The 26,980-nt window shown below is 69.5% G+C and carries 25 protein-coding genes; 14 read left to right on the top strand and 11 right to left on the bottom strand.

What is annotated here, in order from left to right:
* Nucleotides 1–22 precede the first annotated feature (22 nt).
* From DL990_RS10105 to DL990_RS10140, 8 genes are all read left to right on the top strand, one after another.
* Nucleotides 23–1,135 (top strand): TIGR03364 family FAD-dependent oxidoreductase, encoded by a 1,113-nt coding sequence (locus tag DL990_RS10105; RefSeq protein WP_125798528.1) that lies wholly within the window; start codon nt 23–25, stop codon nt 1,133–1,135.
* Nucleotides 1,129–1,815 (top strand): phosphonatase-like hydrolase, encoded by a 687-nt coding sequence (locus DL990_RS10110; RefSeq protein ID WP_125798529.1) that lies wholly within the window; start codon nt 1,129–1,131, stop codon nt 1,813–1,815. The genes DL990_RS10105 and DL990_RS10110 overlap by 7 nt, the downstream gene beginning before the upstream one ends.
* Nucleotides 1,816–1,819: 4 nt before the next feature.
* Nucleotides 1,820–2,839: a 2-aminoethylphosphonate ABC transporter substrate-binding protein gene (locus DL990_RS10115; RefSeq protein ID WP_125798530.1), complete on the top strand. Its 1,020-nt coding sequence runs from the start codon at nt 1,820–1,822 to the stop codon at nt 2,837–2,839.
* Nucleotides 2,836–3,897, top strand: coding sequence for an ABC transporter ATP-binding protein (locus tag DL990_RS10120; RefSeq protein WP_125798531.1), 1,062 nt, complete (start codon nt 2,836–2,838; stop codon nt 3,895–3,897). Before DL990_RS10115 ends, DL990_RS10120 begins: the two co-directional genes overlap by 4 nt.
* Nucleotides 3,894–4,748 (top strand): 2-aminoethylphosphonate ABC transporter permease subunit, encoded by an 855-nt coding sequence (locus DL990_RS10125; protein WP_125798532.1) that lies wholly within the window; start codon nt 3,894–3,896, stop codon nt 4,746–4,748. The genes DL990_RS10120 and DL990_RS10125 overlap by 4 nt, the downstream gene beginning before the upstream one ends.
* Nucleotides 4,726–5,523 carry an ABC transporter permease gene (locus DL990_RS10130; RefSeq protein ID WP_125780190.1) on the top strand — a complete coding sequence of 266 codons (798 nt, stop codon included), beginning with the start codon at nt 4,726–4,728 and terminating at the stop codon, nt 5,521–5,523. Before DL990_RS10125 ends, DL990_RS10130 begins: the two co-directional genes overlap by 23 nt.
* A 51-nt stretch (nt 5,524–5,574) precedes the next feature.
* Nucleotides 5,575–6,051 (top strand): hypothetical protein, encoded by a 477-nt coding sequence (locus DL990_RS10135; protein WP_125780192.1) that lies wholly within the window; start codon nt 5,575–5,577, stop codon nt 6,049–6,051.
* 163 nt (nt 6,052–6,214) lie between these two features.
* A complete protein-coding gene (locus DL990_RS10140) occupies nt 6,215–6,622 on the top strand; it encodes a hypothetical protein (RefSeq protein WP_125780194.1) in 408 nt (135 codons plus the stop codon).
* A gap of 64 nt (nt 6,623–6,686) precedes the next feature.
* Here DL990_RS10140 and DL990_RS10145 read toward each other — a convergent pair whose 3' ends face one another.
* From DL990_RS10145 to DL990_RS10160, 4 genes are all read right to left on the bottom strand, one after another.
* Entirely contained in the window at nt 6,687–8,345 is a 1,659-nt protein-coding gene (locus tag DL990_RS10145) for a fumarate hydratase (protein WP_125798533.1), read from the bottom strand.
* Between the two features lie 393 nt (nt 8,346–8,738).
* Nucleotides 8,739–9,776, bottom strand: a complete 1,038-nt coding sequence (locus tag DL990_RS10150; RefSeq protein WP_125780198.1) for a sigma-70 family RNA polymerase sigma factor — start codon at nt 9,774–9,776, stop codon at nt 8,739–8,741.
* A gap of 247 nt (nt 9,777–10,023) precedes the next feature.
* A complete protein-coding gene (dtd, locus tag DL990_RS10155; RefSeq protein ID WP_125780200.1) occupies nt 10,024–10,458 on the bottom strand; it encodes a D-aminoacyl-tRNA deacylase in 435 nt (144 codons plus the stop codon).
* Entirely contained in the window at nt 10,458–11,951 is a 1,494-nt protein-coding gene (locus tag DL990_RS10160; protein WP_125798534.1) for a methyltransferase, read from the bottom strand. Before DL990_RS10160 ends, dtd begins: the two co-directional genes overlap by 1 nt.
* A gap of 27 nt (nt 11,952–11,978) precedes the next feature.
* Between DL990_RS10160 and DL990_RS10165 the strand changes: the two genes are divergently transcribed.
* Complete coding sequence (locus tag DL990_RS10165; protein WP_125798535.1) at nt 11,979–13,244, top strand: amidohydrolase; 1,266 nt, start codon at nt 11,979–11,981, stop codon at nt 13,242–13,244.
* Nucleotides 13,245–13,261: 17 nt separating this feature from the next.
* Complete coding sequence (locus tag DL990_RS10170) at nt 13,262–13,615, top strand: DUF3099 domain-containing protein (RefSeq protein WP_125798883.1); 354 nt, start codon at nt 13,262–13,264, stop codon at nt 13,613–13,615.
* Between the two features lie 87 nt (nt 13,616–13,702).
* Here DL990_RS10170 and DL990_RS10175 read toward each other — a convergent pair whose 3' ends face one another.
* From DL990_RS10175 to DL990_RS10195, 5 genes are read right to left on the bottom strand one after another with little or no spacing between them, the layout of a single operon-like run.
* A complete protein-coding gene (locus tag DL990_RS10175; protein WP_125780209.1) occupies nt 13,703–14,575 on the bottom strand; it encodes a carbohydrate kinase family protein in 873 nt (290 codons plus the stop codon).
* The gene (locus DL990_RS10180; RefSeq protein WP_125798536.1) at nt 14,572–15,489 is read right to left on the bottom strand and encodes a pseudouridine-5'-phosphate glycosidase; all 918 of its coding nucleotides are present in this window, start codon (nt 15,487–15,489) and stop codon (nt 14,572–14,574) included. Before DL990_RS10180 ends, DL990_RS10175 begins: the two co-directional genes overlap by 4 nt.
* Nucleotides 15,490–15,498: 9 nt before the next feature.
* Nucleotides 15,499–16,143 (bottom strand): hypothetical protein, encoded by a 645-nt coding sequence (locus DL990_RS10185; protein WP_125780213.1) that lies wholly within the window; start codon nt 16,141–16,143, stop codon nt 15,499–15,501.
* The gene (locus tag DL990_RS10190; RefSeq protein ID WP_125780215.1) at nt 16,140–16,640 is read right to left on the bottom strand and encodes a pyridoxamine 5'-phosphate oxidase family protein; all 501 of its coding nucleotides are present in this window, start codon (nt 16,638–16,640) and stop codon (nt 16,140–16,142) included. The genes DL990_RS10185 and DL990_RS10190 overlap by 4 nt, the downstream gene beginning before the upstream one ends.
* 12 nt (nt 16,641–16,652) lie before the next feature.
* Complete coding sequence (locus DL990_RS10195; RefSeq protein ID WP_125798537.1) at nt 16,653–17,459, bottom strand: sporulation protein; 807 nt, start codon at nt 17,457–17,459, stop codon at nt 16,653–16,655.
* Between the two features lie 58 nt (nt 17,460–17,517).
* On the opposite strand from DL990_RS10195, the gene DL990_RS10200 reads away from it, so the two are divergent.
* Together DL990_RS10200 and DL990_RS10205 are read left to right on the top strand one after the other, a co-directional pair.
* A complete protein-coding gene (locus DL990_RS10200) occupies nt 17,518–17,760 on the top strand; it encodes a DUF3039 domain-containing protein (RefSeq protein ID WP_199746296.1) in 243 nt (80 codons plus the stop codon).
* 150 nt (nt 17,761–17,910) lie between these two features.
* The gene (locus DL990_RS10205; RefSeq protein ID WP_125798538.1) at nt 17,911–18,747 is read left to right on the top strand and encodes a hypothetical protein; all 837 of its coding nucleotides are present in this window, start codon (nt 17,911–17,913) and stop codon (nt 18,745–18,747) included.
* A gap of 168 nt (nt 18,748–18,915) precedes the next feature.
* Here DL990_RS10205 and DL990_RS10210 read toward each other — a convergent pair whose 3' ends face one another.
* Nucleotides 18,916–22,050: an efflux RND transporter permease subunit gene (locus DL990_RS10210; RefSeq protein ID WP_125798539.1), complete on the bottom strand. Its 3,135-nt coding sequence runs from the start codon at nt 22,048–22,050 to the stop codon at nt 18,916–18,918.
* A 130-nt stretch (nt 22,051–22,180) separates the two neighbouring features.
* Nucleotides 22,181–23,284 carry a YihY/virulence factor BrkB family protein gene (locus DL990_RS10215; RefSeq protein ID WP_125798540.1) on the bottom strand — a complete coding sequence of 368 codons (1,104 nt, stop codon included), beginning with the start codon at nt 23,282–23,284 and terminating at the stop codon, nt 22,181–22,183.
* Between the two features lie 264 nt (nt 23,285–23,548).
* Between DL990_RS10215 and DL990_RS10220 the strand changes: the two genes are divergently transcribed.
* Nucleotides 23,549–25,303 (top strand): DEAD/DEAH box helicase, encoded by a 1,755-nt coding sequence (locus DL990_RS10220; protein WP_125780226.1) that lies wholly within the window; start codon nt 23,549–23,551, stop codon nt 25,301–25,303.
* A gap of 543 nt (nt 25,304–25,846) precedes the next feature.
* Nucleotides 25,847–26,980 carry a sugar ABC transporter substrate-binding protein gene (locus tag DL990_RS10225; protein WP_125780228.1) on the top strand — a complete coding sequence of 378 codons (1,134 nt, stop codon included), beginning with the start codon at nt 25,847–25,849 and terminating at the stop codon, nt 26,978–26,980.

A 26,980-nucleotide genomic window follows, 5' to 3' on the forward strand; every position in this document is an offset into this window, starting at 1 on the left:
CGCGCGGGCGAACGTCTGCGGTGTGCGAATCCTCATCATCGGCGGCGGAGTGCTCGGCACCCAGCACGCCTGGCAGGCCGTCGAACGCGGCCACGACGTCGTCCAGATCGAACGTGAACCCGAGGCCAGGGGCGCGTCCGTACGCAACTTCGGGCTGGTCTGGGTCGGTGGCCGTGCCAGTGGTCCCGAACTGGAGACGGCGGCGCGGGCGCGGGTGCTGTGGGAGCGCATCGGGGAACGCGTCGAAGGGATCGGCTTCCGGCCGAACGGCTCCCTCACCGTCGTCCGCACGGAGGCCGAACTCGCCGTCGCGCGGGCGGCGGCCGCGACCACCGAGGACCGCGGCTTCAAACTGCTCGACGCCGCCGAGACCCGCGGGCTCAACCCGGCCCTGCGCGGCGACTTCCTCGGCGCGCTCTGGTGCGATCGCGACGCCGCCGTCGAACCGCGCGTCGCCCAGCCCGCGCTGCGCGCCGAACTGGCGAAATCCGGCCGCTACACCTGGCTGCCCGGCCGCGAGATCCGCGACCTGACCGACCGCGGCGTCGTCGACGACACGGGCGAAACCCACGAAGGCGACGTCGTGGTGCTGTGCACCGGCGCCTGGACCGGCGGCCTGGTCAAGGAACTCGCCGGGCAGACCCCGGTTCGCCGGGTGCGGTTGCAGATGGCGCAGACCGAGCCGCTCGGGGAGACCCTCACCACCACGGTCGCCGACGCGGACAGCTTCCGCTACTACCCGGCGTACCGCGGTGCCGAACTCGACGGCCTCGACGCGGGCCAGCCGCAGGGCGAGATCGCCGCCGCCAACGCCATGCAGCTGCTCATGGTCCAGCGTCTCGACGGCTCGCTGACCATCGGCGACACCCACGAATACGACGAGCCGTTCTCCTTCGACACCACCGAAGACCCGTACGACCACCTGGCCGAGGCCGTCGGCGCGCTGCTCGGGCGGCCGCTCCCGCGGATCGCCCGCCGCTGGGCCGGTGTCTACGCCCAGACCACCGACACCTCCCGGATCGTGCACCGCGCCCGCGTCGCGGACAACGCGTGGCTCGTCACCGGTCCGGGTGGCCGGGGGATGACCTGTTCCCCCGCCATCGCCGAAGACACCGCAGAGGAGCTTTCATGGTGAACACCGAACTGGTCGTCCTGGACATGGCGGGCACCACCGTCGCCGACGACGGCCTGGTGATCCGCGCCTTCACCGCCGCGATCGCCGACGCCGGGGTGTCCGAAGAGGACAGTCGCTTCCCTGGAATGCTCGACTACGTCGTCGAAACGATGGGGCAGTCCAAGATCGTCGTCTTCCGCGCCCTGCTCGACGGAGACGAGGAACGCGCCCAGCGCGCGAACACCGCCTTCCAGGACGCCTACGAGAAACTCGTCGCCGACGGTCACTGCGAGCCGATCCCCGGCGCCGAGCAGACGATCCAGGAGCTGCGCGCCCAAGGCGTGAAGGTCGCGCTCACCACCGGCTTCGCGCCTGCCACGCAGAACGCCATCCTGGACGCGCTGGGCTGGCACGGTCTCGCCGACGCCGTGCTGGCGCCGGGGGAGGGAGTGCGCGGCCGCCCGTTCCCCGACCTCGTCCTGGCCGCCGCATTGCGGCTCGAAATCACCGACGTCCGCGGGATCGCCGTCGCCGGCGACACCGCTTCGGACGTCCAGACCGGGCTGCGGTCCGGCGCCTCGATCGTCGCCGGCGTGCTCACCGGATCCGCGAAGAAGCCGGAATTCGAATCCGCCGGCGCCACCCACGTCCTCGAATCCGTCCGCGATCTCCCCGCCCTGCTGTCCCCCAAGGAGCTTTGACGCCATGAAGAAACTCGCGGCCACCGCCCTCACCGGGCTGCTCGCCCTCACCCTGGCCGCCTGCGGCGGAACCGCCGGCGGCGCTTCCGGCGACCAGACCGTCACGCTGTACACAGTGGACGGTCTCGAAGACTGGTACGCCCAGCGTTTCGAGGAGTTCAAGGCCAAGACCGGGATCACCGTCCAGGCGGTGACCGCCGGATCGGGCGAGGTCGCCTCCCGGGTGGAGAAGGAGAAGGCCAACACCCAGGCCGACATCCTGGTCACACTCCCGCCGTTCATCCAGCGGGCCGCGTCGCAGGGCCTGCTCGCCGGCACGGCGCCGTCCGGGATCGACCAGGTCCCCGCCGGGCAGAAGGACGGCCAGGGCCGCTACTTCGCCGTCATGAACAACTACCTCAGCTTCATCCGCAACCCGCAGGCCTCGCCCAAGACCTGGGACGACCTCCTGTCGCCCGCGCTCAAGGGCAAGCTCCAGTACTCGACCCCCGGCGAGGCGGGCGACGGCACCGCGGTCCTGCTGCAGCTCCAGCACGTCCTCGGCGACCAGGGCGCGCTCGACTACCTCGCGAAGCTCGAAGCCAACAACGTCGGCCCGTCGTCCTCCACCGGCAAGTTGCAGCCGAAGGTGGCCAAGGCCGAGATCCTGGTAGCCAACGGCGACGTCCAGATGAACCTCGCCGCGATCGAGAAGAGCGGCGGTTTCGAGGTCTTCTTCCCGGCCGACGCGCAGGGCAAGCGCTCCACCTTCGCGCTCCCGTACTACGCGGGTCTCGTGAACAACGCGCCGCACGCCGAGAACGCCAAGAAGTTCCTGGACTTCCTGCTCTCGCCCGAGGTGCAGAGCAAGGCGGTCGACGCCTTCGGCGCCCCGTCGCGGACCGACGTCACGCCGTCCGGCCCGCGGGCGGACAAGGTGAAGGCCACGCTCGACGGCGTCGAGATCTGGCAGCCCGACTGGAACGCCGTCCTCGCGAAGCTCGACGCCGACCTCGCCGCGTACAAGAAGGCCGTGGGCCGATGACCCCGGCGGTCGAATTCCGCGGGGTGTCCGTCCGGTTCGGACAGACGACCGCCCTCTCGCCACTGGACCTCACGGTGGCGAGAGGGGAGACGCTGGCGATGCTCGGCCCGTCGGGCTCCGGCAAGTCGACGGCGTTGAAGGCGCTCGCGGGTTTCGTCGTACCGAGCACCGGCCGGGTCCTGCTCGACGGTGAGGACGTCACCGCCCTGCCGCCGCACCGGCGCGGCCTCGGCGTGGTCGTCCAGAGCTACGCGCTGTTCCCGCACATGCGCGTCGAGGCCAACGTCGCCTTCGGTCTCAAAGCACGGAAAACACCCCGCGCCGAGACGGCGAGCCGGGTGGCCGAGGCACTCGACCTGGTCGGGATGGGCAAGTACGCCCGTCGCTACCCGCGCGAGCTTTCCGGCGGACAGCAACAGCGCGTCGCGCTCGCGCGGGCACTGGCCATCCGGCCGCGGGTGCTGCTGCTGGACGAGCCACTGTCCGCTTTGGACGCCGCCCTGCGCGAGGACATGGTCGCGGAACTGCTGCGGCTGCGGGCCGAACTGCCCGACACCACGCTGATCTACGTCACCCACGATCAGGGCGAGGCGCTGGCGCTGGCCGACCGGATCGCCGTCATGCGCGACTCGAAGCTGGTCGAACTCGGGCCGAGCCGAGAGCTCTACCAGCGTCCCTCGACGGAGTTCACGGCGAGTTTCCTCGGCGCGTCCAACCTCATCCCGGTGGAGCTGATCCAGGCCGACGGCACCAGGGTCCGGCTCGGCGGCCGTGAACTCGCCGCCGACCCGTCCGGGACGATCCGGGCGGGGCAGCCCGTCGCGCTCGGCGTCCGGCCCCACCGGGTCGGGATCACCGAGGTCGACGCGCCCGGCGCGCTGCCCGCCGTGCTGCGCGGTGTCCAGTGGCGTGGCACGGGCTTCCGGCTCGACCTCGAACTCGCCCACAACGGGGACGAGGTCCGGGCCGAAGTGCCGGACATCGAGGGGCTGCCGGGCGTGGGGGAGAAGGTCGGAGTGTCCATTCCGGACGGTTGCCCGCTGGTGGGTGTCGGATGACCGGCCTCGCGCTGGCCGCGCCGGCGGCACCGGCGCGGCGACAGGAGAAACAGCCCGGACGTGGCTGGCTTCTGCTGCCACCGGTGCTCGTCCTGCTCGGCTTCTTCGGCTACCCGCTGGTGCTGGTCGTCCTCCAGTCACTGGAGTCGAAGACCGGCGAGTTCGGCCTGTCGGTGTGGCTGGACGTCCTGGGTTCGGCGGAATTCCGGGACGCCGCCTGGAAGACCATCGCGCTCGCACTCGGCGCCACGGCGGGCTGCGTGGTGCTGGGAACGTTCCTGGCACTGGTGATCGCGTTCGTGCCGTTCCCCGGCGCGCGGACGCTTTCGCGGCTGGTGGACACCGTGCTCGCGTTCCCGTCGTTCCTCATCGCGCTCGCGTTCACCTTCATCTACGGCAGCGCCGGAATCCTGGGCGCGGGCGGATTCCTGTACTCGCCGTTCGGGATCCTGCTGGCGGAGATCACCTTCTACACGCCGTTCGTGATGCGGCCGGCACTCGCCGCGTTCGGTCAAGTGTCGTCGGCGCAGATGGAGGTCGCGGCCAGCCTCGGCGCGAAACCCGGCAGGGTGCTGCGCCAGGTCATCCTGCCGGAAGCCTTGCCGTCACTGGCTTCCGGCGCCTGCCTGACCATGCTGCTGGCGATGAACGAGTTCGGCATCGTGCTGTTCCTCGGCGCCAAGGACGTCACGACGCTGCCGATGCTGGTCTACGGCAAGGGGATCGTCACGTTCGACTTCCCGCAGGCGTGCGTCATCGCGGTGGTCAACGTCGTGTTCTCCCTCGCCCTGTACGGAACTTACCGGCGACTGACGAAGGGAGGCCGTCGTGCTGCTGTGGACAAGGCGTAGCCGGATACTGCTGTGGGCGGTGTTCGCGGTGCTGTTCACCGCGATCGTGCTGGCTCCGCTGCTGATGATCGTGCTGGCGTCGGTCGCCGGGAACTGGACGGGACTGCTGCCGGGAACGCTCACCGGTTCGCATTTCGCGCAGGCGCTGTCCGGAGAGACGTTCGCGAGCCTTTCGGTGAGCATCCAGACCGGTGTCATCGCGTCGGTGGTCTCGGTGCTGCTGGGGACGTGGGCCGCGCTCGCGTCGCGGTCGGCGCCGCCCAACCTGCGGAAAGCCGTCGACACCCTGTTCCACCTGCCGATCGCGGTACCGTCGGTGGTGCTGGGGCTGGCGCTACTGGTCGCGTTCAGCCGTCCGCCGTTGGCCTTCAACGGCACGCGCTGGATCGTGCTGCTGGGGCACGTGATGATCCTGCTGCCGTTCTCCTACAGCACGGTCTCCGCCGCGATCGCGCGGATGGACCCGCTGCTGGCGCAGGCCGCGGCGAGCCTCGGCGCGGGGCCGGTCCGCGTGCTGCTGCGGGTGCGGCTGCCGGTCCTGCTGCCGTCGATCTCGGCTTCGGCGAGTCTCGCGCTGGCGATGTCGATGGGCGAACTGGGCGCGACGATGATGCTGTACCCACCGGACTGGCGGACGCTGCCCGCGAGCATTTTCGCGCTCACGGACCGGGGCCAGGTGTTCCTGGCGTCGGCGAGCACGGTGCTGCTGCTGGCCGTCACGCTCGCCGGGGTGGTGCTGCTCGGACTGGCCCGTGGCCGCGCGGCCCAGCGTTGAATGACACAGCGATGATGCAACCCTTCGTGGTCCGGTTTCCGTCCTGAAACCATGAAGAACGCAGCGAAGACGCTGGGCGCGGGGCTCGTGCTCGCCGCGACGGCGGCCTGCGGCGCGGGCGGCCCCGGAGCACCGGCGAACACGAGCACCCCACCGGTCGTCACCACACCCTCGGATCTGCCCACCTCGCTCCCGGCGAGCCCGCCGGTCGCGAAACCACCGATGTCACGCCCGACCGCCGGCCCGCCGCCCTCGGACAAGATGCTGCCGCCGACCCAGGTCGAGGCCAAGGTTCCCGCGCAGGTCAGCGCGGAGAACGGCGGCTTGAACGTGCACATCGAACTGAGCGGCTGCGACGAGGCGAAGGCGGACCTCGCCGATCAGAACAAGCAACGGGTCGTGGTCAAGGTGAAGATCGACCACGGCGCCCCGGGGCAGATGTGCCCGCAGGTCATCCGCTACGCCGTCCTGCCGGTGAAACTCGCCGAACCGATCGGGCCGCGGACCGTCGTCCTGGAAGCGGGTTGAGATCATGTGCAACCCCAAGGCGGCCTCGTTCCGTCCTAGCCACATGAGGTACTTAACGAATGTCATCGGCCTTGGCCTGATCGTCGTTGCGGTATCCGCTTGCGGGGCGCAGAACCAGGCAGCGGAACCCGCGGCCGGACCCGGCAGCGGCACCCTGAGTACCGTGCCGCCGTCACCGACCGCGCCTTCTTCGTCCCCGGCGCCCGCGCCGGGGAGTAAACCGGGAAGCCAGCCGGGTGTGCCCGGCGCGCCGCGCCAGGAGGTCCCGGAAGGCAGCACCAAGCTGCCGGACAAGCAGCTCGACGCGTCTGCGCTGCCCGCGGACTACCCGCGTGAGGTGTACACCAGCAACGGCGGGACCATCCTGAACGTCCGCGGCCAGGAAGGCGGCTGCGGGCACGCGACGGCGGAGGCCGCGCAGCAGGACGGGACCAGGGTCACTGTCAACCTGACCGAACTGAAGGGCCAGACCGGCCAGATGTGCACCATGGACATCCGGCATCCGGTGATCTCGGTGGCGCTTTCGGCGCCGCTGGGGGAGCGGACCGTGGTGCTGAAGCAGATGCGGTAACGCTCACGGGCGTGCCATGAAGGGTCCTTTCCTTGCGAAATTTGCAAGGAAAGGACCTTTCATCTCACCGGAAGCTGATCTGCAGCACCGGTTCCGACGTGGCCTCGAAGAAGTCGTTGCCCTTGTCGTCGATGACGATGAACGCGGGGAAGTCCTCGACCTCGATCTTCCAGACCGCTTCCATCCCCAGTTCGGCGTATTCGAGGACGTCGACCTTCTTGATGCAGTCCTGCGCGAGCCCCGCGGCCGGGCCGCCGATCGAGCCGAGGTAGAACCCGCCGTGCTCGTTGCACGCGGCGGTCACCTTCTTGGACCGGTTGCCCTTCGCGAGCATCACCAGCGAGCCGCCCGCGGCCTGGAACTGCTCGACGTAGGAGTCCATGCGGCCCGCGGTGGTCGGCCCGAAGGAACCCGACGCGTAGCCCTCGGGCGTCTTCGCCGGGCCCGCGTAGTACACCGGGTGGTCGCGAAGGTACTGAGGCATCTCTTCGCCCGCGTCGAGCCGCTCGGCGATCTTCGCGTGTGCGATGTCGCGGGCGACGACGAGCGGGCCGGTCAGCGACAGGCGCGTCTTCACCGGCAGCTGCGAGAGCTGGGCGCGGATCTCGGCCATCGGACGGTTGAGGTCGACGTTCACGACCTCGTCGGACAGGTCGTCCTCGGTGACGTCCGGCAGGAAGCGGGCCGGGTCGCGCTCCAGCTGCTCCAGGAACACGCCGTCCGCGGTGATCTTCGCCTTCGCCTGGCGGTCCGCCGAGCACGAGACGGCGACGCCGACCGGGCAGGACGCGCCGTGGCGCGGCAGGCGGATCACGCGGACGTCGTGGCAGAAGTACTTGCCACCGAACTGCGCGCCGATGCCGAACTGACGTGTCATCTCCAGCACCTGCTGTTCGAGGTCGACGTCGCGGAAACCGTGGCCCAGCTCGGAACCCTCGGTGGGCAGGTCGTCGAGATAGCGCGCGGAGGCCAGCTTCGCGACCTTCAGGTTGAACTCCGCCGACGTGCCGCCGACGACGATCGCGAGGTGGTACGGCGGGCAGGCCGCGGTGCCGAGGCTGCGCAGCTTCTCGTCGAGGAACTTCGCGAGCCGCTTCGGGTTCAGGACCGCTTTCGTTTCCTGATAGAGGAACGTCTTGTTCGCGCTGCCGCCGCCCTTGGCCATGAACAGGAATTCGTAGCTCGGGTCGCCTTGTCCATCTTTGTGATACAGCTCGATCTGCGCGGGCAAGTTGGTGCCCGTATTGCGCTCATCCCAGAAATTCACCGGCGCCATCTGCGAATAGCGCAGATTCAACTCCTGATAGGCCTCGAAAATGCCTCGCGACAGCGCGCGCTCGTCGTCGGCGCCGGTGAGCACGCCTTCGCCGCGTTTGCCGATCACGATCGCCGTGCCGGTGTCCTGGCACATCGGGAGGACGCCGCCGGCGGAGATCGCCGCGTTGCGCAGCAGGTCCATCGCGACGAACCGGTCGTTGCCGCTGGCCTCGGGGTCGTCGACGATCGCGCGCAGCTGCGCCAGATGCGACGAGCGCAACAGGTGCTGGATGTCGGTGATCGCGGTCTTGGCGAGTTCGGTCAGCGCTTCGGGCTCGACCTGGAGAAACTTCCGGCCCGCGGCCTCGACGACCTCGACACCTTCGGTGCCGAGCAGCCGGTACTCGGTGTGGGTGTCCTTCGCGAGCGGAAGGACTTCAGTGTACTGGAACGTGGTGGGCGCCACTACGCGGGCTCCTTTGCCGGCATCGGGAACCCGCCCACGGTACCCAAGCCCGGCCAAGGCGTCCGCGAGGCCATGGCGGACGTAACCGAGGCCACTGCCGGTGTGCGCCGACGCCGGTGGGTCGTGAGTGGCGATTCGGGTTAGAACACGAAACGCCACTCACGACCCACCGGACCGTCTGCAATTCGCATCCCGCAATTTGTCGCCGGGCCCCACAAAGTGGTTCGGGAGGCCGGGTCCACCCCGACGGACCCGACCTCCCGGGGAAAGCGATCCGGGCGCGAACACCCGACCGCGAAGACTTATTACCTGCTCGACGGTCTCGTGACGCAGGTCATAAGTCAACGCTGCCGAATGGGTGTTGCTTTTCCGCGCCGAAAAGGTGTTCTGGCGTTACGAAGCGTAGGCGCGCAGGCGGTCCGCCCGCTCACCCTGACGCAGCTTCGACATGACCTCTCGCTCGATCTGCCGAACGCGCTCACGGGAGAGCCCGAAGTGCTTGCCGATCTGGTCGAGCGTGCGCGGCTGGCCGTCGTCGAGGCCGTAGCGCAGGCGGATCACCTGGGACTCGCGGTCGTCCAGCGTCGCGAGCACGCGGCGCAGGTCGTCCTGGAGCAGACCGGAGATCACGGCGCTCTCGGCGTCGGTCGCCTCGGAGTCCTCGATGAAGTCACCGAGCGGGGCGTCCTCCTCGGTGCCGACCGGCATGTCGAGGCTCACCGGGTCACGCGAGTGGTCGAGCAGGTCGGAGATCTTGTGCGCAGGGATGCCCGACTCGGCGGCCAGTTCCTCGTGCGTCGCGTCGCGCCCGAGCTGCTGATGCAGGTCACGCTTGATGCGGGCCAGCTTGTTCACCTGTTCCACCAGGTGGACAGGCAGCCGGATGGTGCGTCCCTGGTCGGCCATCCCCCTGGTGATGGCCTGGCGGATCCACCAGGTGGCGTAGGTCGAGAACTTGAACCCCTTGGAGTAGTCGAACTTCTCCACCGCGCGGATCAGACCCAGGTTCCCCTCCTGGATCAGGTCGAGCAGCGGCATCCCCCGGCCGGTGTACCGCTTCGCGAGCGAGACCACGAGGCGGAGGTTGGCCTCCAGCAGGTGGTTCTTCGCGACGTGGCCGTCACGCACGAGAGCGGACATCTCGGAGCGCCGCTTCGGCGTGAGGCTCTCGGCCGTGTCCAGCATGTGCTGGGCGAACACTCCGGCCTCGATGCGCTTCGCCAGCTCGACCTCGTCGGCGGCGGACAGCAGCGCCGTCTTGCCGATTCCGTTGAGGTACACGCGGACGAGGTCCGCGGCCGGGCTCTGGGCGTCGAGGTCTGCTGCTGCGTCGGTGAACGCCCCCGCGATCACCGGCTCCTCGGTGGATTGCGCCGGGATACGGCGCTCGCGAATCCCGCGCGCTTCGCGTTCGAGAGTCTGGACTGACATTCTGCCTCCCCGGTCACGGGCTGAACGTGCTGCGATATGTCCGCCGGATCCGCCTCGGCGTAGCAGGCCCTGTGGAAAACCCGCTACTCCTCGTCGGCCCAGCTTGGCTGGACACTTTGCTCAACGCCGGGAAGTCCGAAAACGTTCCCGGCCGCTACAGAGGAGACGGGCGGCTGACCTGGGGCGTTGCTCCACCAACCCTGAGCTTTTCCTGAGAATGCCCGTGCCGGGGAGAAACAAACATGGTCTAGACCTCTATGAGGAGCGTGAACGGACCGTCGTTCACGCTCCGGACCGCCATCATGGCCCCGAACCGGCCGGTTTCGACCCGGGCGCCGCGTTCGCGCAGGGCGTCGACGACGGCCGTCACGAGCGGTTCCGCGACCTCGGGCCGGGCGGCCGCCGTCCAGGAAGGACGGCGGCCTTTGCGGGTGTCGCCGTAGAGCGTGAACTGGCTTACGACGAGCAGGGGAGCGCCGGTGGTGGCGCAGGATCCCTCTTCGCGAAGTATGCGAGCTTCGTGCAGTTTGCGGGCCATCGTCGCCACCTTGGTCACGGCCGATATTTCATCGTCGACGTGGATTCCCAGCAGCACCAGCAAACCCGGCTCGTCGATGGCGCCGGTCACCTCGTCGCCGACGGTCACGCTCGCTTCCGTGACCCTCGCCACCACCGCCCGCATCAGGCGGGGAGGAGCATGCCGTGGCGGACCAGTTCACGGACGACGGGAAGCGCGGCTTCGGCCAGTTCCTCCGGTTCGAGTCCCTGTGCGGCCGCCAGCAGCACGATCAGGTCTTCCAACGGCAATGCGCCCTGGCAGCCGGCGAGCAGCCTCGTCGCCAGTTCGTCGACTTCGTGCGACCAGCCGGGGCCGTCGGTGCGGTGCAGCCGCTGGACGGTCGTGGCCCAGCCCTCCTCGCCCGGCTCGGCGACACTCTCCAGAAGGACGCTTTCCGGGACGCGGAATCGGACATCGAGGAGCGAGTCGCCGTTGGTGCGCAGCCATTCCACCCGATCCAGCCAGTTCGCCGCCTCCGCGCCCAGCGGGTCGTCGTAGGCCTGGCGCAGGTCCTCGCACACGATCGTCGGTGTCGCGCCGTCCGCCCGGCGAAGGGTGACGAAGCCGAAACCGATGCCTTGGACGTCGTTCTCGGCGAACCAGTCGAGCCAGGCGCCGGATTTCGCACGGCCTTCGGGGGACCGGGGATCGATTCCCGCGTCGCGCAACCAGGTGCCGACGTACAGGCCCGGATCCGCGATGTCCCGCTGGACGAACCACGCGTCGGTCTCGGCGGGCAGCCAGCGGGTCACCCGATCGCCCCAGTCCTCGCCCTTCACGTGCAGCCACGACGCCAGGAGCTGGCCGGTGCCGCCGTCGTTGAGGAACCCGGGCAGCTGCCGCACCACGAGCGCGCTGGCGTCGTCACCGGCGAGACCGGAATCGCGATAGGTGTAGTCGACCCGCGGCGGGCCGACCACGAACGGCGGATTGCAGACGATCTGGTCGAACCGGCGCCGCGCGACCGGCGCGAACCATTCGCCGCGCACGAGTTCGACGTCCAGTTCGTTGAGCCGGAAGGTGGCCGCGGCGAGGGCCAGCGCGCGCGCCGAGACGTCGGTCGCGGTGACCTTCTTCGCGTGACGGGTGGCGTGCAGCGCCTGGACGCCGTTGCCCGTGCCGACGTCGAGCAGGCTGCCGACCTCGCGTCGGCTGGTGGCCCGGATCAGGCTGAGGGACGCGTGTCCGACGCCGAGCACGTGATCCTCGGGCACGGTCTGGCCGAGGACGTCGGCGTCGAGATCCGAAACGACCCACCAGGAGCCTTCGTCGTCGCCGTGCGGGCGCACGTCGAGGCCGGCCCGGTAGCCGTCCGCGACGGGCATGAGCAGCGTCGCGGCGACCGCGTCATCGAGGGACAGCGGCGCGAAAGCGGCCTCGACGTCCTTCTCCGGCTCGGTCGAACCCAGCAGGAACAGGCGGATCAGCGTGCCGAGCTCACCCGCGTCGCGGGTCGCGCGGTAGGCGAGTTCCGGTTCACCGCGGCCGAGGGCGGCGTGCGCGGAGCCGAGGGCGCCGACCACGCCGTCGGTGTCGTACCCCGTCCGGCGGGCGGCGTCCCGCAGCCTCGCGCAGACGTCGTCGGACAGGTCGGGGAGGGCGCCTCGTGTGCTCACGGTGGGTAATACTGCCAGGATTGGGTCGTGAGCCTCGAACGTGTCCTGGCACCGCTGCAGGCGGCGCTGCCCGGATTGGAAGACCTGTACATCGACCTCCACCGGCATCCGGAGCTGTCGTTCGCCGAAACCCGCACCGCCGCCGAACTGGCGCGACGCCTGGAGGCCGACGGTTACGAGGTGCACACCGGCATCGGGCGCACCGGCGTCCTGGGGGTGCTGCGCAACGGCCCCGGCCCGAAGGTGATGGTGCGCGCCGACATCGACGCCCTGCCGGTCGAGGAGAAGACCGGCCTGCCGTACGCGAGCACCGCGCGCGGGATCGACGCCGACGGCCGCGAAGTCCCGGTGATGCACGCCTGCGGCCACGACATGCACGCCACCTGGCTCTCCGGGGCCGCCTCGCTGCTGGCGTCCGGCCGCGAACACTGGTCCGGCACGCTGATGGTCGTGTTCCAGCCGGGGGAGGAGGCCGGGGACGGCGCCGTCGGCATGGTCCGCGACGGGGTCTTCGGGCCCGCCGGCGAACCCGACGTCGTACTCGGCCAGCACGTGGTGCCCGGTCCGGCGGGCTGGGTGCTGACCAGGCCGGGCGTGATCATGGCGGCCACGGACGCGCTCCGCATCACGTTGCACGGCCGGGGCGGGCACGGTTCGCGTCCCGAGACCACGGTGGATCCGGCCGTGCTCGCCGCGTCCGTGGTGCTGAAGTTGCAAACCATCGTTTCGCGGGAGATCTCGGCGACCGAGTCGGCGGTGGTGACCGTCGGCTCGCTGCACGTCGGCACCGCGCACAACATCATCGCCGACCACGCCGTCCTCGAGGTCAACATCCGGTCGTTCGACCAGGCCGTGCGGGAGAAGGTCGTCGCGGCGGTCGAACGGATCGTCCAGGGCGAGGCGGCCACCGCGGGCGCGCCGAAAGCGCCGGAGATCGAGCGGATCGGCACGTTCCCGGTCACCGAGAACGACGACGCGGCCACCGAGGGACTCACCGCCGCGTTCCGTGGCCACTTCGGCGAGGGCCGGGTGATGCCCGCGCCGCTGGTCACCGGCAGTGAGGACTTCAGCGAGTTCGGCCGCGCCGCCGGGGTACCGTCGGTGTTCTGGCTGGTCGGCGGCCTGGACGAGGAGAAGGTGATCGCCGCGATGACCGCCGGTCGCTTCGAACAGGACATCCCGTCGAACCACTCGCCGCTCTTCGCGCCGATCCCGCACCCGACGCTTTCGGCGGGCGTCGAGACGCTCGTGGTCGCCGCTCTGCATCGGCTCACCCACCCGGGTGTCGGATGAGCCCCGCGAGTGGGAGCATGGAAGCCGGAGGTGGTGCTGTGAACGCGCCCGCCCACGGTCCCGAACCGAGGGAACCCGCTCCGGTGCTGATCACCGAAGCCGCCCCGTCCTACGAAGACCAGCTCGCCAAGCGGAAGCGGAAGTACATCATCATGATGTCGTTCCGCATCCCCTGCCTGATCCTCGCCGGGATCTTCTACGAGACCTGGTGGCTCGCGCTGGCCCTCATCGCGATCTCGATCCCGCTGCCCTGGATCGCCGTCCTCGTGGCCAACGACCGGCCGCCGCGCAAGAGCGAGAAGGTCAACCGGTACGAGGTCGAACCGACGCGCCTCGAGAGCGGCGGTCATCGGGTCATCGACGGCGGCTGACGCGGTTCGTGCCCCCGGTCGCGTGAGATGAAAGGCCCCTTCATTGCAAATTTTGCAATGAAGGGGCCTTTCATCTCAGTTTTACGGCTACGGCTGCGGCCCGACCTTCGCCACCGCCCGGGCACCCAGCCGGGTCCCCGCCCGAAGGACCTCCACGGTGGACTCGCCGCGCAGCCACGCCGCCAGCACGCCCGCGTCGAAGGCGTCCCCGGCGCCGGTCGAGTCGACGCACTCCGCGGGCTGCGCGGGCACCGAGGTGATGACGCCGCTCGCGTCCACCCAGCTGGCGCCGTCGAGACCGGCGGTGACCACGACCTCGCCGACGTAGTCCAGCAGTTCCTTCGCCGCCTCGGGATCACTCGACCCGGTCAACGCGACCAGTTCGCTGGTGTTCGGCATCAGCAGGTCGACGCCGCGCACGTCGTCGAGGAAGGCCGCCGGGTCGGTGATCAGCGTCGCCGCCTGCGGGTCGACCGACGTCGTCAGCCCGGCCTTCTTCGCCGCCGCCAGCGAGGCGAGCGCCGCGGGCCGTGAAGACGGGTACAGCAGGACGTAGCCCGAGAGGTGCAGGTGGCTCGCGCCGCTGAGCGCCGCCTCCGTGATGTCGGAAGGGCTGAATCGCGCGTTCGCGCCGCGGTCGGCGAGCATGCTCCGCTCACCGGCGCCGTCGACGAGCACCACGACGCAGAACGTCGGTTCTTCGGGGTCGACGGCGAACTCGCAGCGGACACCGGCGGCTTCCAGTTCGCCCTTCACCATGCGGCCGCCGGAATCGTCGCCGATCCGCGCGACCAGCGTGGTCTCCGCGTCCTCGGCCCGCAGCCACAGCGCGGTGTTCGCGCCCGCGCCGCCGCTGGTGAAGTGGACCTTCGCGCGGATGTCGCCACCGTGCGGGATCGGACCTTCGTGCCGCGCGACGACGTCGAGGCCGACGTCTCCGACGACGACGATGCCGCTCATGCCGCGTTCCCGGCGAGCGCGACGGCCACCTCGGTGGCCAGTTCCGCGTTGGAGAGCACCAGTGCCTCGTTCGCGTCGAGGCTCACCCCGTCGCTCGCGGTGTGGAAGTGCTCCAGCAGGACCGGTGTGACGTCCTTGCCGTGCACGCCTCGCGACTTCAGCAGCTCCAGCCCCTCGGCGAGCAGCCGGTCGTGCAGCTCTTTGTCCATTTCGGACGCTTCGGGGATCGGATTCGCCAGCAGCACACCGGAATTCGCGTGCGCGCGATGCGCGGCGATGACCGAGGCGGCCTGCGCGGCGTCGTCGACCCGCCACGGCACCTCGTGGCCGGAGGAGCGGAGGTAGAACGCGGGGAACTCGCCGGTGCGGTAACCGAGCACGGGTACCGAGTTGGTCTCCAGCACTTCGAGTGTCGCGGCGATGTCGAGCACCGACTTCACCCCGGAGCAGACGACCGTGGTCGGCACCTTCGCGAGCACGCCCAGATCTGCCGAGACGTCCCAGCTCTGCGCCGCGCCCTGGTGCACGCCGCCGACCACGCCGGTGGCGAACATGCCGATCCCGGCCGCGGCGGCCAGCGCCGCGGTGCTCGCGACCGTCGTCGCCCCGGACCGGCCGAGGCCGACGGCCGGGCCGATGTCGCGCAGCGACAGCTTGTCCAGGTCCGCGCCGGGCGCGCAGACGCGTTCCAGCTGCTCACCCGAGAGACCGATCAGGGGGACGCCGTCGAGGACGGCGATGGTCGCGGGGACGGCGCCGCCGTCGCGCACGACCTTCTCCAGCCGCCGGGCGACGTCGAGGTTGCGGCCGGGCGGGAGGCCGTGGGAGAGGATGGTGCTCTCCAGTGCGACGACGGGATCACCGGCGGCGAGGGCGGAGGCGACCTCTTCGTGAAGGGACAGTTGCGGAGTCACGAACGAACATCATCGGTGATGTGGGTCCGCGTCACGCCATCGGGTCAGTTCGTTCGCGAGGTTCTCCCGCGCCTTGCTCTCCCAGCGTGCCCGCGCGATGTCGCTGCGGTACAGCCTCGGCCGGGCCAGCAGGTTTTCCAGCACGGCCGAGCGGCCCGTCCGCCACTCCTCGTCGGAGTAGATCGAATACTCCGCCCGGACACCGTTCGCGTACTCCTCGTAGCGCTCCGGCGTGGCGCCGAGGATCGCGAGGTCGGCGTCGAGGAGCGCGGTGGCGAGGAGGTCGTCGTCCGGGGCGGAGTGGTGGATCGTGCCGAGGACCAGTTCCCCGGCGCGCTCGACGTCGGCCTGGGGGACGCCGGCGTTGGTGAGCTCGGCACGCGTCCAGGCCGCGCTCGCCCGTTCGTCCTCGCCGGGGCGGGCGTCGTAGACGACGTCGTGCGTCCAGGCGGCGATGGCGACGAGTGCTCGCTCGCGGGAACCCAGGCCGAAGGCGACGGCGAGGTCCCCGCTGTCCCGGGCGACGGCCTTGACGTGCCGGAGATCGTGGTAGCGGCGATGCGGTTCGGCGTAGCGGGTTTCGAGGTCGTTCCACGCGACGGCGGCGATCAGGTGATCGCCGCCGAGCCTGGTGACGGCGGTGGCCCAGATCATGCCGGGAACACCCAGCGAGTCGGGGATCCCGAGAAGTCCTTTTCCAGCATGCCGAACACCTTCCGTGGCCGGACCCGGATCGACGCGTTCGAAGCGGGGTCGAGCATGTCCATTCCGTACGTGGTCTTGTACTTGCCGTTCACGGCGTCGAGAAACGTCCGCAGCGCGCCGAGGTCGGTGACGATCTCGGCGGGGCCTTCGAGCACCACGGGTTCGTAAGGATCGTCGGTCGACACCGAGACCGCGGAACCGGCGGCGACGTTGCGCGCCTTGGCCGAGCGCAGCGAAGACGAGAACCACAGCGCGTCACCCGTCCAGGCCGCCCACACCGGCATGAGGTGCGGACGGCCGCCGGGGGTGACCGTCGCCACCCAGTAGTCGTGCGAGTCCCGCAGCCGGGTCTCCGCCCAGGACCAGGGCAGCAGACCGGTGCCGTCCCCGGCCGGAGCCGTCCCGTAACCCGGCATGTGGGGCCTGGTCGCCGACGGTTCCGTCATCGCGCCTCCACCTCAGTCGAAGATCCCGCGTGCTTTGGCCACCTCGTGGAGCCAGCCCTCGAGCTGCGGCTCCCACTTGACCCGCTCCAACGCGGCGTGGTCGACCTTGAACAGGCCGAGGAACTCCTGGCCGCGTCCGCCGAACCCGCCGCTCTTGGACACCCGGACCCGTTTGGTCACCTCCAGCACGACCTGCGTCTCCGAGGGCGAGGACAGGAAGGTCACGGCCGCGGAGGTGAAAACGGGCGCGAACCGCGGTGAAGGGGTGAAGCGGATCTCCTGGAAGAACGGGAGCTGCTGGATCGCGCCGTTGATCCGGCCGCGTTCCAGCACGGCCTCGCGGAAGACGAAGCCGATCCGGCTGAAGGCGTCCAAGATCCGTTTCTGCGCGGGCAGCGGCTCGGCCGCGTCGGCGACGACGACGACCGGGTCGGTGACGGAGTTCGCGATGTCGAGGCTGGTCTGGAGGCCGACGGCCATCCCGTTCAGCGGTTTGCCGAAGATGCTGGAGATCGGCGTCTCCCAGGGCAGGGCCACCTCGAACGGGAGGCGGATCTGCTGACCGGGCGCGATCCGCTCGTTGCCCGCCAGCTGCTGGACGCCGAACTCGAGGTCCTCGACGCCGGGGCGGCGTTCGTCCGGCAGTGTGACCCTGGCGAGCAGCTTCACCGAGAGACCGTTGATCTCTTGATCGACTTCGCCGCCGAGCAGCAGGACCTCGCCGCGCAACGGGCGGCCGGGGGAGACCGTGCGGTCGAGCAGCCGGGCGTCGATCTTCGCCCCACCGGAACCGAACGTCGCGAGCACCTTCTGGAACATGGGCGAGATCCTGCCAGGTCGCCGGTGTGCGCAGGAGGATTTGGGGCATTATGGAGGGGTGAGTACACAGACCCTTCCGAAGCCGGATACCCGTCCCGAGGGCACCGACAGCACCGACGACGACGCGCCGAAGATGTTCCACTACGTGCGCAAGAACAAGATCGCCGAAAGCGCGGTCATGGGCACGCACGTGGTGGCGCTGTGCGGCGAGGTCTTCCCGGTGACGAAGTCGGCGAAGCCCGGTTCGCCGGTCTGCCCGGACTGCAAGAAGATCTACGACGGTCTCAAGCCGGGCGACTGACCGGCTGCCGGTGACACCGCGTCCGGTGTCTTCCGCGTGCCGTGTCCGAAACCGGACAAAATCTGAAAATCCTTCACATGGTGGCTGCCCGTCCCGGTTTTCGCTGGTAATTCATTACCGCCAGCGAAAACCCGCCGGGACGGAGCCTTCATGCGTAGAACCGGGATCGTGCTCGCCATCGCCGCGTTGGTCGCGGTGTTCTCACCCGCCGCCGCCCAAGCCGTCACAGGCTGGACCACGGTCGGCTCGGACAACGCCCGGCCGCTCGACGAGGGCCAGGGCCTGGCCACCATCGAACGGCCGTCCGGGACCATCTACCGCTACACCGGGATCGCGACGGTTCCGGTGAACCTGTCGTCGCAGGGCTGGAACCACGTCGGTGATCCGGGCTCCGCGCAGGGCTGGTACGTCGAGCCGTACCAGCGCGACGACAGGGGCGCGAAGCTCTTCCGCGTCGAGTCGCCCAACGGGACGTGGGCGAACTACACGCACACGCTGGAGTCGTGGGAAGCGAACAACAACTCGTTCGCCGCCGTGACCCCCGACGCCCGCTGGATGGTGGCCGGTGAGTGGGGCACGATGGACCGGCTCCTCGTGCATCCGATGCCCGGCGTCGCGCACACGAATCCGTCGGCGAACCTGCCGTACGCGTCCGCGATCCGGCTCGACAAGCCGGTGCGGGACATCCAGGGCTGCGACTTCGTCACCGCGAGCCGGCTGCTGTGCGCGTCCGACGATCCCGAGGGCTCGCTCTTCGGGACCACGAAGCCGCTGCTGCAGGTGGATCTTTCCGGCGCGCTGTCCGGTTCGGACGTGACCGGGCGGGTGACCTCGCTGGGGCAGCTGCCCCTGAAGAGCACGTGCAGCGGGAATTTCGAAACCGAGGGCATCGACGTCGCCGCCGACGGGACCCTGCGGGTCATCATGCTGTCGCCGTCGTGGTGCGTGGCGTTCGACAGCAAGACTTGGCGGTTCCGGAAGGCGTGATCAGACGCGGAACTCGCGTGATTGCAGGCGTAACTCACGTGATTGAAGGCGTAACTGGTCCAATCACGCGAGTTACGGCTCCAATCACGCGAGTTACGGCTTCCGTCACGTGAGTGGAAGGCACGCCGGGCGCCCACCCGGCCCCGGCGTGCCTTCCGTCCCCCAGGTCTACGCGGTCGGCTCGGGTGTCAGCGTCTCGGTGGCCGGGGCCGAAGACCGCCGGGTGTTTTTCTTGGCGCGGCGCTTCTCTTTCCGGGTCTCGACCATCGTGTAGAGCGTCGGCACCAGGATCAGCGTCAGCAGGGTCGAGCTGACCAGGCCGCCGATGACCACGATCGCCAGCGGCTGGCCGATGAACCCGCCCTGGCCGGTCAGCCCGAGCGCCATCGGGACCAGCGCGAAGATGGTCGCCGCCGCGGTCATCAGGATCGGCCGCAGCCGTCGCCTGCCGCCTTCGACGACGGCGTCGGCGACGCTCATCCCCGAAGCCCGGTACTGGTTGATCAGGTCGATCAGCACGATCGCGTTGGTCACCACGATGCCGACGAGCATCAGCATCCCGATCAGCGCGGGCAGGCCCAGCGCGGTTCCGGTGGCCAGCAGCAGCCCGATCGCGCCGGTCGCCGCGAACGGGATCGACACCAGCAGGATCAGCGGCTGGAGCAGGCTGCGGAACGTCGCCACCATGATCAGGTACACGATCGCGATCGCGGCCAGCAGTGCGAGGAACAGGTTCCCGAAGGCCTCCTGCTGGTCCTCGCTGACGCCGCCGAGCTTGTACGCCGCGCCGCCGGTGAAGGTCAGCCCGTCCAACTTGGACTGGATGGCCTTCGTAGTGGCGGCCAGGTCCGCGCCGGTGTTCTTGGCGGTGACCGTGGTGCTCAGCTCGCCGGAGGTGCGGTGCACCGCCGCCGGTCCGTCCACTGTGGACACGTTGGCGACCGAGTCCAGCCGGACGACGCCGGCCGCGCTCGGGATCGGCAGCGCCTTGACCGCGTCGACCGACACCGGGGCCGTGCCCGCGCGCAGCACGATGTCCGTGCGCTGACCGTCCACCGGCAACTGGGTCACCGTGCGGCCGGCGATGGCCTGGTTCGCGATCTGGCCGATCGTGGTCGCCGAAAGCCCGCTCGCGGCGGCCTTGGCGGCGTCGACCTCGACCTGCACCCGGGGCGAACCCTGTGCGAGGTCACTGGTCACCTCGGTCAGGTCCGGCACTCCGGACAGGGCCTGGCGGACCTGCTCGGCGGCGGGCTTCAGCGCCGCCTCGTCCGGTGCGGTGACGGTGATCGAGACCTGGTCCGAGTTGAACCCGCCCGCTTCCGCGCCGATCTTGACCTCGCCGAGCTCCGGCTTGTCGAGCTTGCCCCGCAACCGCTCCGAGAGCGCGTCGAGGTCGGTGTCCTTGGCGACGGTGACCTGGATGTTGGTCGCCGTCCCGCCCCCGCCGGCGGAGCCGCCCCCGCCGATGCTCACCTGGTAGGTCTCGACGGCGGGTTCGGCGGCGAGCGCCTGCTCCACCGCGCCGGCCGCCTTCTCCTTGGCCTCGGAACTGGTGCCGGGCGGCAGCTTCTGCGAAAGGCTCAGCGTCGTCGAGCCGGACTGGTCGAGGAAGTTGGTGTTCAGCTGCGACGCCAGCCCGACCGTGCCACCGAAGATGATCAGCGCCAGCAGCACCACGGTGACGCGGCGCCGGGTGGCGAACCGGATCACCGGAACGTACCCGCGCTGCAGCAGCCCGCGGCGTTCCTTGTCCTCGGCGGCCTGACGCGTGAGCTCGGCTTCGCGCTCGTTCGCGGGGGTCTTCGGCGGCTTGAGGAACCAGTACGCCAGCACCGGCACGATCGTCAGCGAGACCAGCAGCGACGCGAGCAGCGCCACGGTGACCGTGATCGCGAACGGAGAGAACAGTTCGCCGACGAACCCGCCAACGAAGGCGATCGGCAGGAACACCGCGACCGTGGTGAGGGTGGACGAGGTCACCGCGCCCGCCACCTCGCGCACGCCGTCGAGGACCGCGCGTTCCTTCTCCTCGCCGTACGCCAGATGTCGTTTGATGTTCTCCAGCACCACGATCGAGTCGTCGACCACCCGCCCGATGGCGATGGTGAGCGCGCCGAGGGTGAGCAGGTTCAGCGACAGATCGCCGGTCCACAGCGCCAGCAGCGCCACGACCACCGAAAGCGGGATCGACACCGCCGTCACGAGCGTGGACCGCAGCGACAGCAGGAACAGCAGGATCACCACGACCGCGAACGCCAGCCCCAGCAGGCCTTCGGTGGTCAGTCCACTGATCGCGTCCTTGACCGGGGTGCCCTGGTCGAACACGACGCTCATCTCGGCGCCGATCTTCTTCGACAGTTCGGGCAGCTTGTCCCGCACCGATTCCGAGATCGCGACCGCGTTCCCGTTCTCCACCATGGTGATCGAGAGACCGAGGCTCGGCTTGCCGTTGGTGCGGGTGATCGACGTCGGCGGCGCGAATCCGGCCTGGACGTCGGCGACGTCACCGAGCTTCACCGGCTTGGCGGCCTGCGCGCCGGGGCGCGATGCCGGCGTCGCCGCCGGTGTCAGATAAAGGTTCTTGATCGTGTCCACTGTGGTCGGTCCGCCGCCGACCTGGACGGTGAGCGTCTTGTCGCCTTCGGTCAGCGTCCCGGCCGGGACGGCGGCACCGGCGGTCTGCACCGTGGTGGCGATCGACGACGGGTCGACACCCGCGGCGGCCAGCTTCGCGTAGTCCAGTGCGATGGTGACCCGCGGCTGCCGGGCGCCGGTCACGTCGACCTCGCGGACGCCGTCGATCTTGCGCAGTTCCGGCGCGACCTCCCCGGTCAGCGCGGGCGCGAGCGCCTGCGGGTCGCCGGTGGTCCCGGCGGCGAGCAGCACGACCGGGAGATCGTCGGTGGACCCGGCTGACACCGACGGCTCGCTGTTCTGTGGCAGCCGTGCCTTGAGCCCGTCGACGACGCGCTGGATCTGCCCGACGGCCGCGTCGATGTCCGTGCCGAACTCGAACTGCGCGGTGATCCGCGACAGTCCCTCCGACGACGTCGAGCTCAGCTCTTCGAGCCCCTTCAAACCCTGCAGGCCGCCTTCGAGCGGCTCGGTGACCTGACGGTCGACCGCGTCCGGCGACGCGCCCGCGTACGGCGTGATGACCTGCGCCTGCGGGAACTGCAGTGACGGGAACAGCTGCTGCTTCAGCTGCGGCAGGGCGAAGGCGCCGAAGCCGATCACCACCAGGGCGAGCAGCCCGATGAGACTTCGGTTGCGCAGGCTCAGTCTGGCCAGCGTGGACATGGCGGGATCCCCCAGGAATAGCTCGGACGGGTGGGTTACCGCGAGCTTTTCATGGCGGGGGGTGGACTGGATTCACACCACGGGTGGAACCGGAGTACGACTTCGGGAGGAGGGTTTACCCCGACCGCGCTCAACTTCGCCGTTCTGTCACCTGATCGGCTTCGCTCTGCGTTTCTTCGTTCACGGATCGTTCCGGTTCGCTCTCGTCGTTCTGACGGGGACGGCGGAGCGGGACGGTCGTCCGTTCCCACAGTTTGCGGCCCTCTTCGGCGCGGATCCGTTCGCTGGCGCGTTCCATTTCCAGCCGCCGCCATTTGCGGCGCTGGCGTTTCGTCGCCTTGGCGGGCCACAGTTCCTGGATCGCGCTGTTGAAGTACGCGCCGAAGACGACCGCGAGCCCGATGAAGAACATCAGCAACAGGAACGCGATCGGCGCGGCGAGCGCGCCGTAGGTGTAGCCGGTCTTGGTGATCCAGTTCAGGTAGATCCGCAGGCCCACACTGGAGAGCAGGAACACGATCATGGCGAGCATCGCGCCCGGCAGGCCGCGATGCCACGGCAGCCGTCGCGGCAGTGCGAGCTTGTAGAGCGTGGTGAGCGCCAGCACGATCATGCCCCCGAGGACCGGGTAGTACAGCGTGCCGACCCAGTAGGACACCGTGTCGCGCCAGTCGGTGGGGAAGAACTGGGGGAGCAGGTCCGGCCCGATCGCCAGCAGCGGCAGCCCGACCACCAGGATCACCAGCCCGGCCAGGTACAGCAGCAGCGCGAAGATCCGCTGCCACACGTCGTTGCGGACGCCGTACTGGTCGTGCGCCACGGTGATCGCGTCGACGAACGACGACATCGCCGACGAACCAGCCCAGAGCGAGATCAGGAAACCGACCGAGACGATCTCGCCCTTGCCGACGAACAGGATGCTGTTGACCGTCGGCTCGATGATGTCGTGGACGGCGTTGTCGCTGAAGATCGTCTTGCTGAAGGTGATGATCCGGTCGTGGACGGCGGCCACGACCTCCTGGCCGAACCAGTCGCCGACGAAGCCGAGGCAACCGAGGAGACCCAGCAGCAGCGGCGGCAGTGACAGCGTCTGCCAGAACGCGGCTTCGGCGGCCTCGGAGAAGATGTTGCCGTCCCACGCCTTGCTGAGCGTGCGGCTGAGCAGGCGCAACGGACCCCTGCGGCCCTTCGCGACCTCGGCGGCCGTATCCGGACGGCCGTTCTCCTCGCTCATGCAGCTCCTCCGCCGGCGCCGAGCGCCCTTGACGGTGTCCAGCATGGTCCATGCTGCGGCATTCGGCTCGTCACCCCTGGGTTTTCGGGTGAGTAACCCGACAACGGGGGTGGCGCTTCCGGCGTTCCATGGGCGCGGCAGGTAGTCTCTTCGGAGTGCCCTCACGTCAGGCGCCGGCGTCGCAGCCGGATACCCAAGTGGGGGTTTTCGCTTGTGACAGGGCGGATGACCAGGTGTTTTCGGGTGTGGGAGGAGGGGGCCGGCATGGCGGAAACGGTTGAACGCGATCGGGGCGAGCTGGGCGCGCCTCCCGCGGCGAAGGACAGCACCGCCCGGCCGCTGCGTGCCTGGCAGCGGCGAGCGCTGACGAAGTACCTGACGAAGAAACCGAAGGACTTCCTGGCCGTCGCGACGCCGGGCGCGGGGAAGACGGTGTTCGGTCTCCGGATCGCGGCCGAGCTGCTGAGCGACCGGACCGTCGAGAAGATCACCATCGTCGCCCCGACGGAGCACCTGAAGCACCAGTGGGCGGCCTCGGCCGCGGCCGCGGGGATCGCGATCGACTCGAACTTCCGAAACGGCACCGGCGTCACCTCGCGGGACTACCAAGGTGTCGCGGTGACCTACGCGCAGGTCGCGGCGCATCCGACGCTGCACCGCGTGCGCACCGAGAACCGCAAGACCCTGGTCATCCTCGACGAGATCCACCACGGCGGTGACGCGAAGTCCTGGGGCGACGCGGTCCGAGAGGCGTTCACGCCCGCCGTCCGCCGTCTGGCGCTGACCGGGACGCCGTTCCGCAGCGACGACTCGCAGATCCCGTTCGTCACCTACGAGCCCGACGGCTCGGGTTTCCAGCGCAGCAAGGCCGACCATTCCTACGGCTACGCCGACGCGCTCGCCGACGGCGTCGTCCGGCCGGTCGTCTTCCTTGCCTACTCGGGTGAGGCCTCCTGGCGCACGAGCGCGGGGGAGGAGTTCACCGCGCGGCTCGGCGAGCCGCTGACGGCCGAGCAGAACGCGCGGGCCTGGCGCACGGCGCTCGACCCGGCGGGCGAGTGGATCCCGTCGGTGCTGCAGGCCGCGGACACACGTCTCGCGCAGCTTCGCGCCAACGGCATCCCGGACGCGGGCGGTCTGGTGATCGCCACCGACCAGGATTCGGCGCGCGCCTACGCCAAGATCCTGGAGCGCCTCTCCGGCCAGACCCCGACGGTCGTCCTCTCCGACGACCCCAAGGCGTCCGGGCGGATCAAGGAGTTCTCCGATTCGACCGACCGCTGGCTGGTCGCGGTCCGGATGGTGTCCGAGGGCGTCGACGTCCCGCGTCTCGCCGTCGGCGTCTACGCCACCAGCGCGTCGACCCCGCTGTTCTTCGCGCAGGCCATCGGCCGGTACGTGCGTTCCCGCAAACCCGGCGAGACGGCTTCGGTCTTCCTGCCGAGTGTGCCGGTGCTGCTGGAACTGGCCAGCGAGCTGGAAGCCCAGCGCGACCACGTCCTCGGCAAGCCGCACCGCGAGAAGGAGGGCTGGGAGGACGAACTCCTGGCCCAGGCCAACCGCACCGAGGACGAGCCGGGCGAGGAGGAGAAGGCGTTCACCTCGCTGGGCGCCTCCGCCGAGCTCGACCAGGTCATCTACGACGGCAACTCCTTCGGCACCGCGGTGTTCTCCGGTTCCGACGAGGAGCAGGAGTACCTCGGCCTGCCGGGGCTGCTGGAGCCGGACCAGGTCCGCGCCCTGCTGCGGAAGCGGCAGGAGGAGCAGCTCTCCGACGAGAAACGGCGCAAACCCAAGGCCGAGGAAGCCGCCCCGGTCGCGCGGCCGCAGTCGGTCAGCGAGCGGCTCGGCAGCCTCCGCAAGGAGCTGAACGCGCTGGTGGGCGTGCACCACCACCGGACAAAGAAGCCGCACGGCGCGATCCACAACGAACTGCGCCGCGTCTGCGGTGGACCGCCGACCGCGATGGCTTCGGTCGAACAGCTCGAAGAGCGGATCGTCACCCTGCGTTCCTGGTGACCGCTCCCCACCCCGTGCAATGAAGGGGCCTTTCATAGCAAATTTTGCTATGAAAGGCCCCTTCATTGCATTGGGCACGCGGAAGCGGCGTCGTGAGTGTCCGAGGTACCACTGCCTGCTCGGACGACACACGTGATCAGACGGACGGCACACGTGACTGGACGGCCGACTCGCGTGAGTGGGTGGCCGACACGCGTGTCGGCCACCCACTCACGCGAGTCGGCCGTTGGATCACGCGAGTCGGCCGTCCAAGCACGCGAGACCCCCGGCTCGGTCCAGCGAAGGCGCCGGTCAGCGCGCCGCTGCCGCTGCTGCCGTCACGGTGAGTGAGTGGTGGCGGTCACACCGTCAGCGAACCCGGACTTCGTACGGCTTGCTACGGCCACGTTGCCAAACCGTGTCCATTTGATGAGGCTTAATCGATTCAGCCGTCTTCCCCGGGACACATTCGGCGGCATATGTTGTCGCCCACAACATATGCGCGATGGTGCGACCGGTCCTCCAGGATCGCCGCCCGCGAGCAAGATCGGAGAAGGAACGAGGATGCGCAGCAGAACCCTTACCCTCCTCGCCGCGACGGTGGGCGCCGGCCTGGTGCTTTCCGCCTGCGGCGCCAACAGCGCCGACTCGGGCAGCGGCAACTCCTCGCAGTCCGCGCCCGCCCCCGGCGGTGCCGCCGCGGGCGGCAAGGTCGGCGTCATCCTGCCGGAGACCGCCACCTCCGCGCGCTGGGAGTCCTTCGACAAGCCGTTCCTGACCAAGGCGCTCAAGGACGCGGGCTTCGACGCCGACGTCCAGAACGCCCAGGGTGACGTCCAGAAGTTCACCACGCTGGCCGACGGCATGATCGCGCAGAACGTCAAGGTCCTGATCATCGCCGCCATCAACGGCGAGGTCGGCTCGGCGGTCGCCCGCAAGGCGCAGGCCGCGGGTATCCCGACGATCGACTACGACCGCCTGAACCTCGGCGGCAGCTCCGACTACTACGTCTCGTTCGACAACGAGAAGGTCGGCCAGCTGCAGGGCCAGGGACTCGCCGACGCGCTGAAGGACAAGAAGGGCGCCGAGGTCGTCATGATCGAGGGTGCCCCGACCGACAACAACGCGACGCTGTTCGCCAACGGCCAGAAGTCCGTGCTGCAGCCGAAGTTCGCCGCCGGCGACCTGAAGCTCGTGCGGGAACAGGCCATCGACAACTGGGACAATCAGAAGGGCGGCCAGACCTTCGAGCAGATCCTGACCGACAACAAGGGCAGGGTCGACGGCGTCGTCGCCGCGAACGACGGTCTCGCCGGCGCGGTCATCACCGTGCTGAAGAAGAACGGCCTCAACGGCAAGGTCCCGGTCACCGGCCAGGACGCCACCGCGGACGGCCTCATGGCGATCCTGCGCGGCGACCAGTACATGACCGTGTTCAAGCCGATCAAGGAAGAGGCCGAAGCCGCGGCGAAGCTCGCCGTGCTGCTGGCCAAGGGTGACAAGGCGGGCGCCGACGCGCTGGCCACCGGCAAGGCGAAGGACCCGAAGGGCAACCGGGAGGTCAAGTCCGTGCTCCTCGAGCCGAAGATGACCACCAAGGACGGTGTCAAGGAGGTCGTGACGCAGGGCTACGTCAAGGCGGCCGAGATCTGCGGCGGCGACCTGGCCGCGGCGTGCACGCAGCTCGGTATCTCCTGA

Origin of the sequence: Amycolatopsis sp. WAC 01416 (assembly GCF_003947485.1) — a bacterium.
Taxonomy (GTDB): domain Bacteria; phylum Actinomycetota; class Actinomycetes; order Mycobacteriales; family Pseudonocardiaceae; genus Amycolatopsis.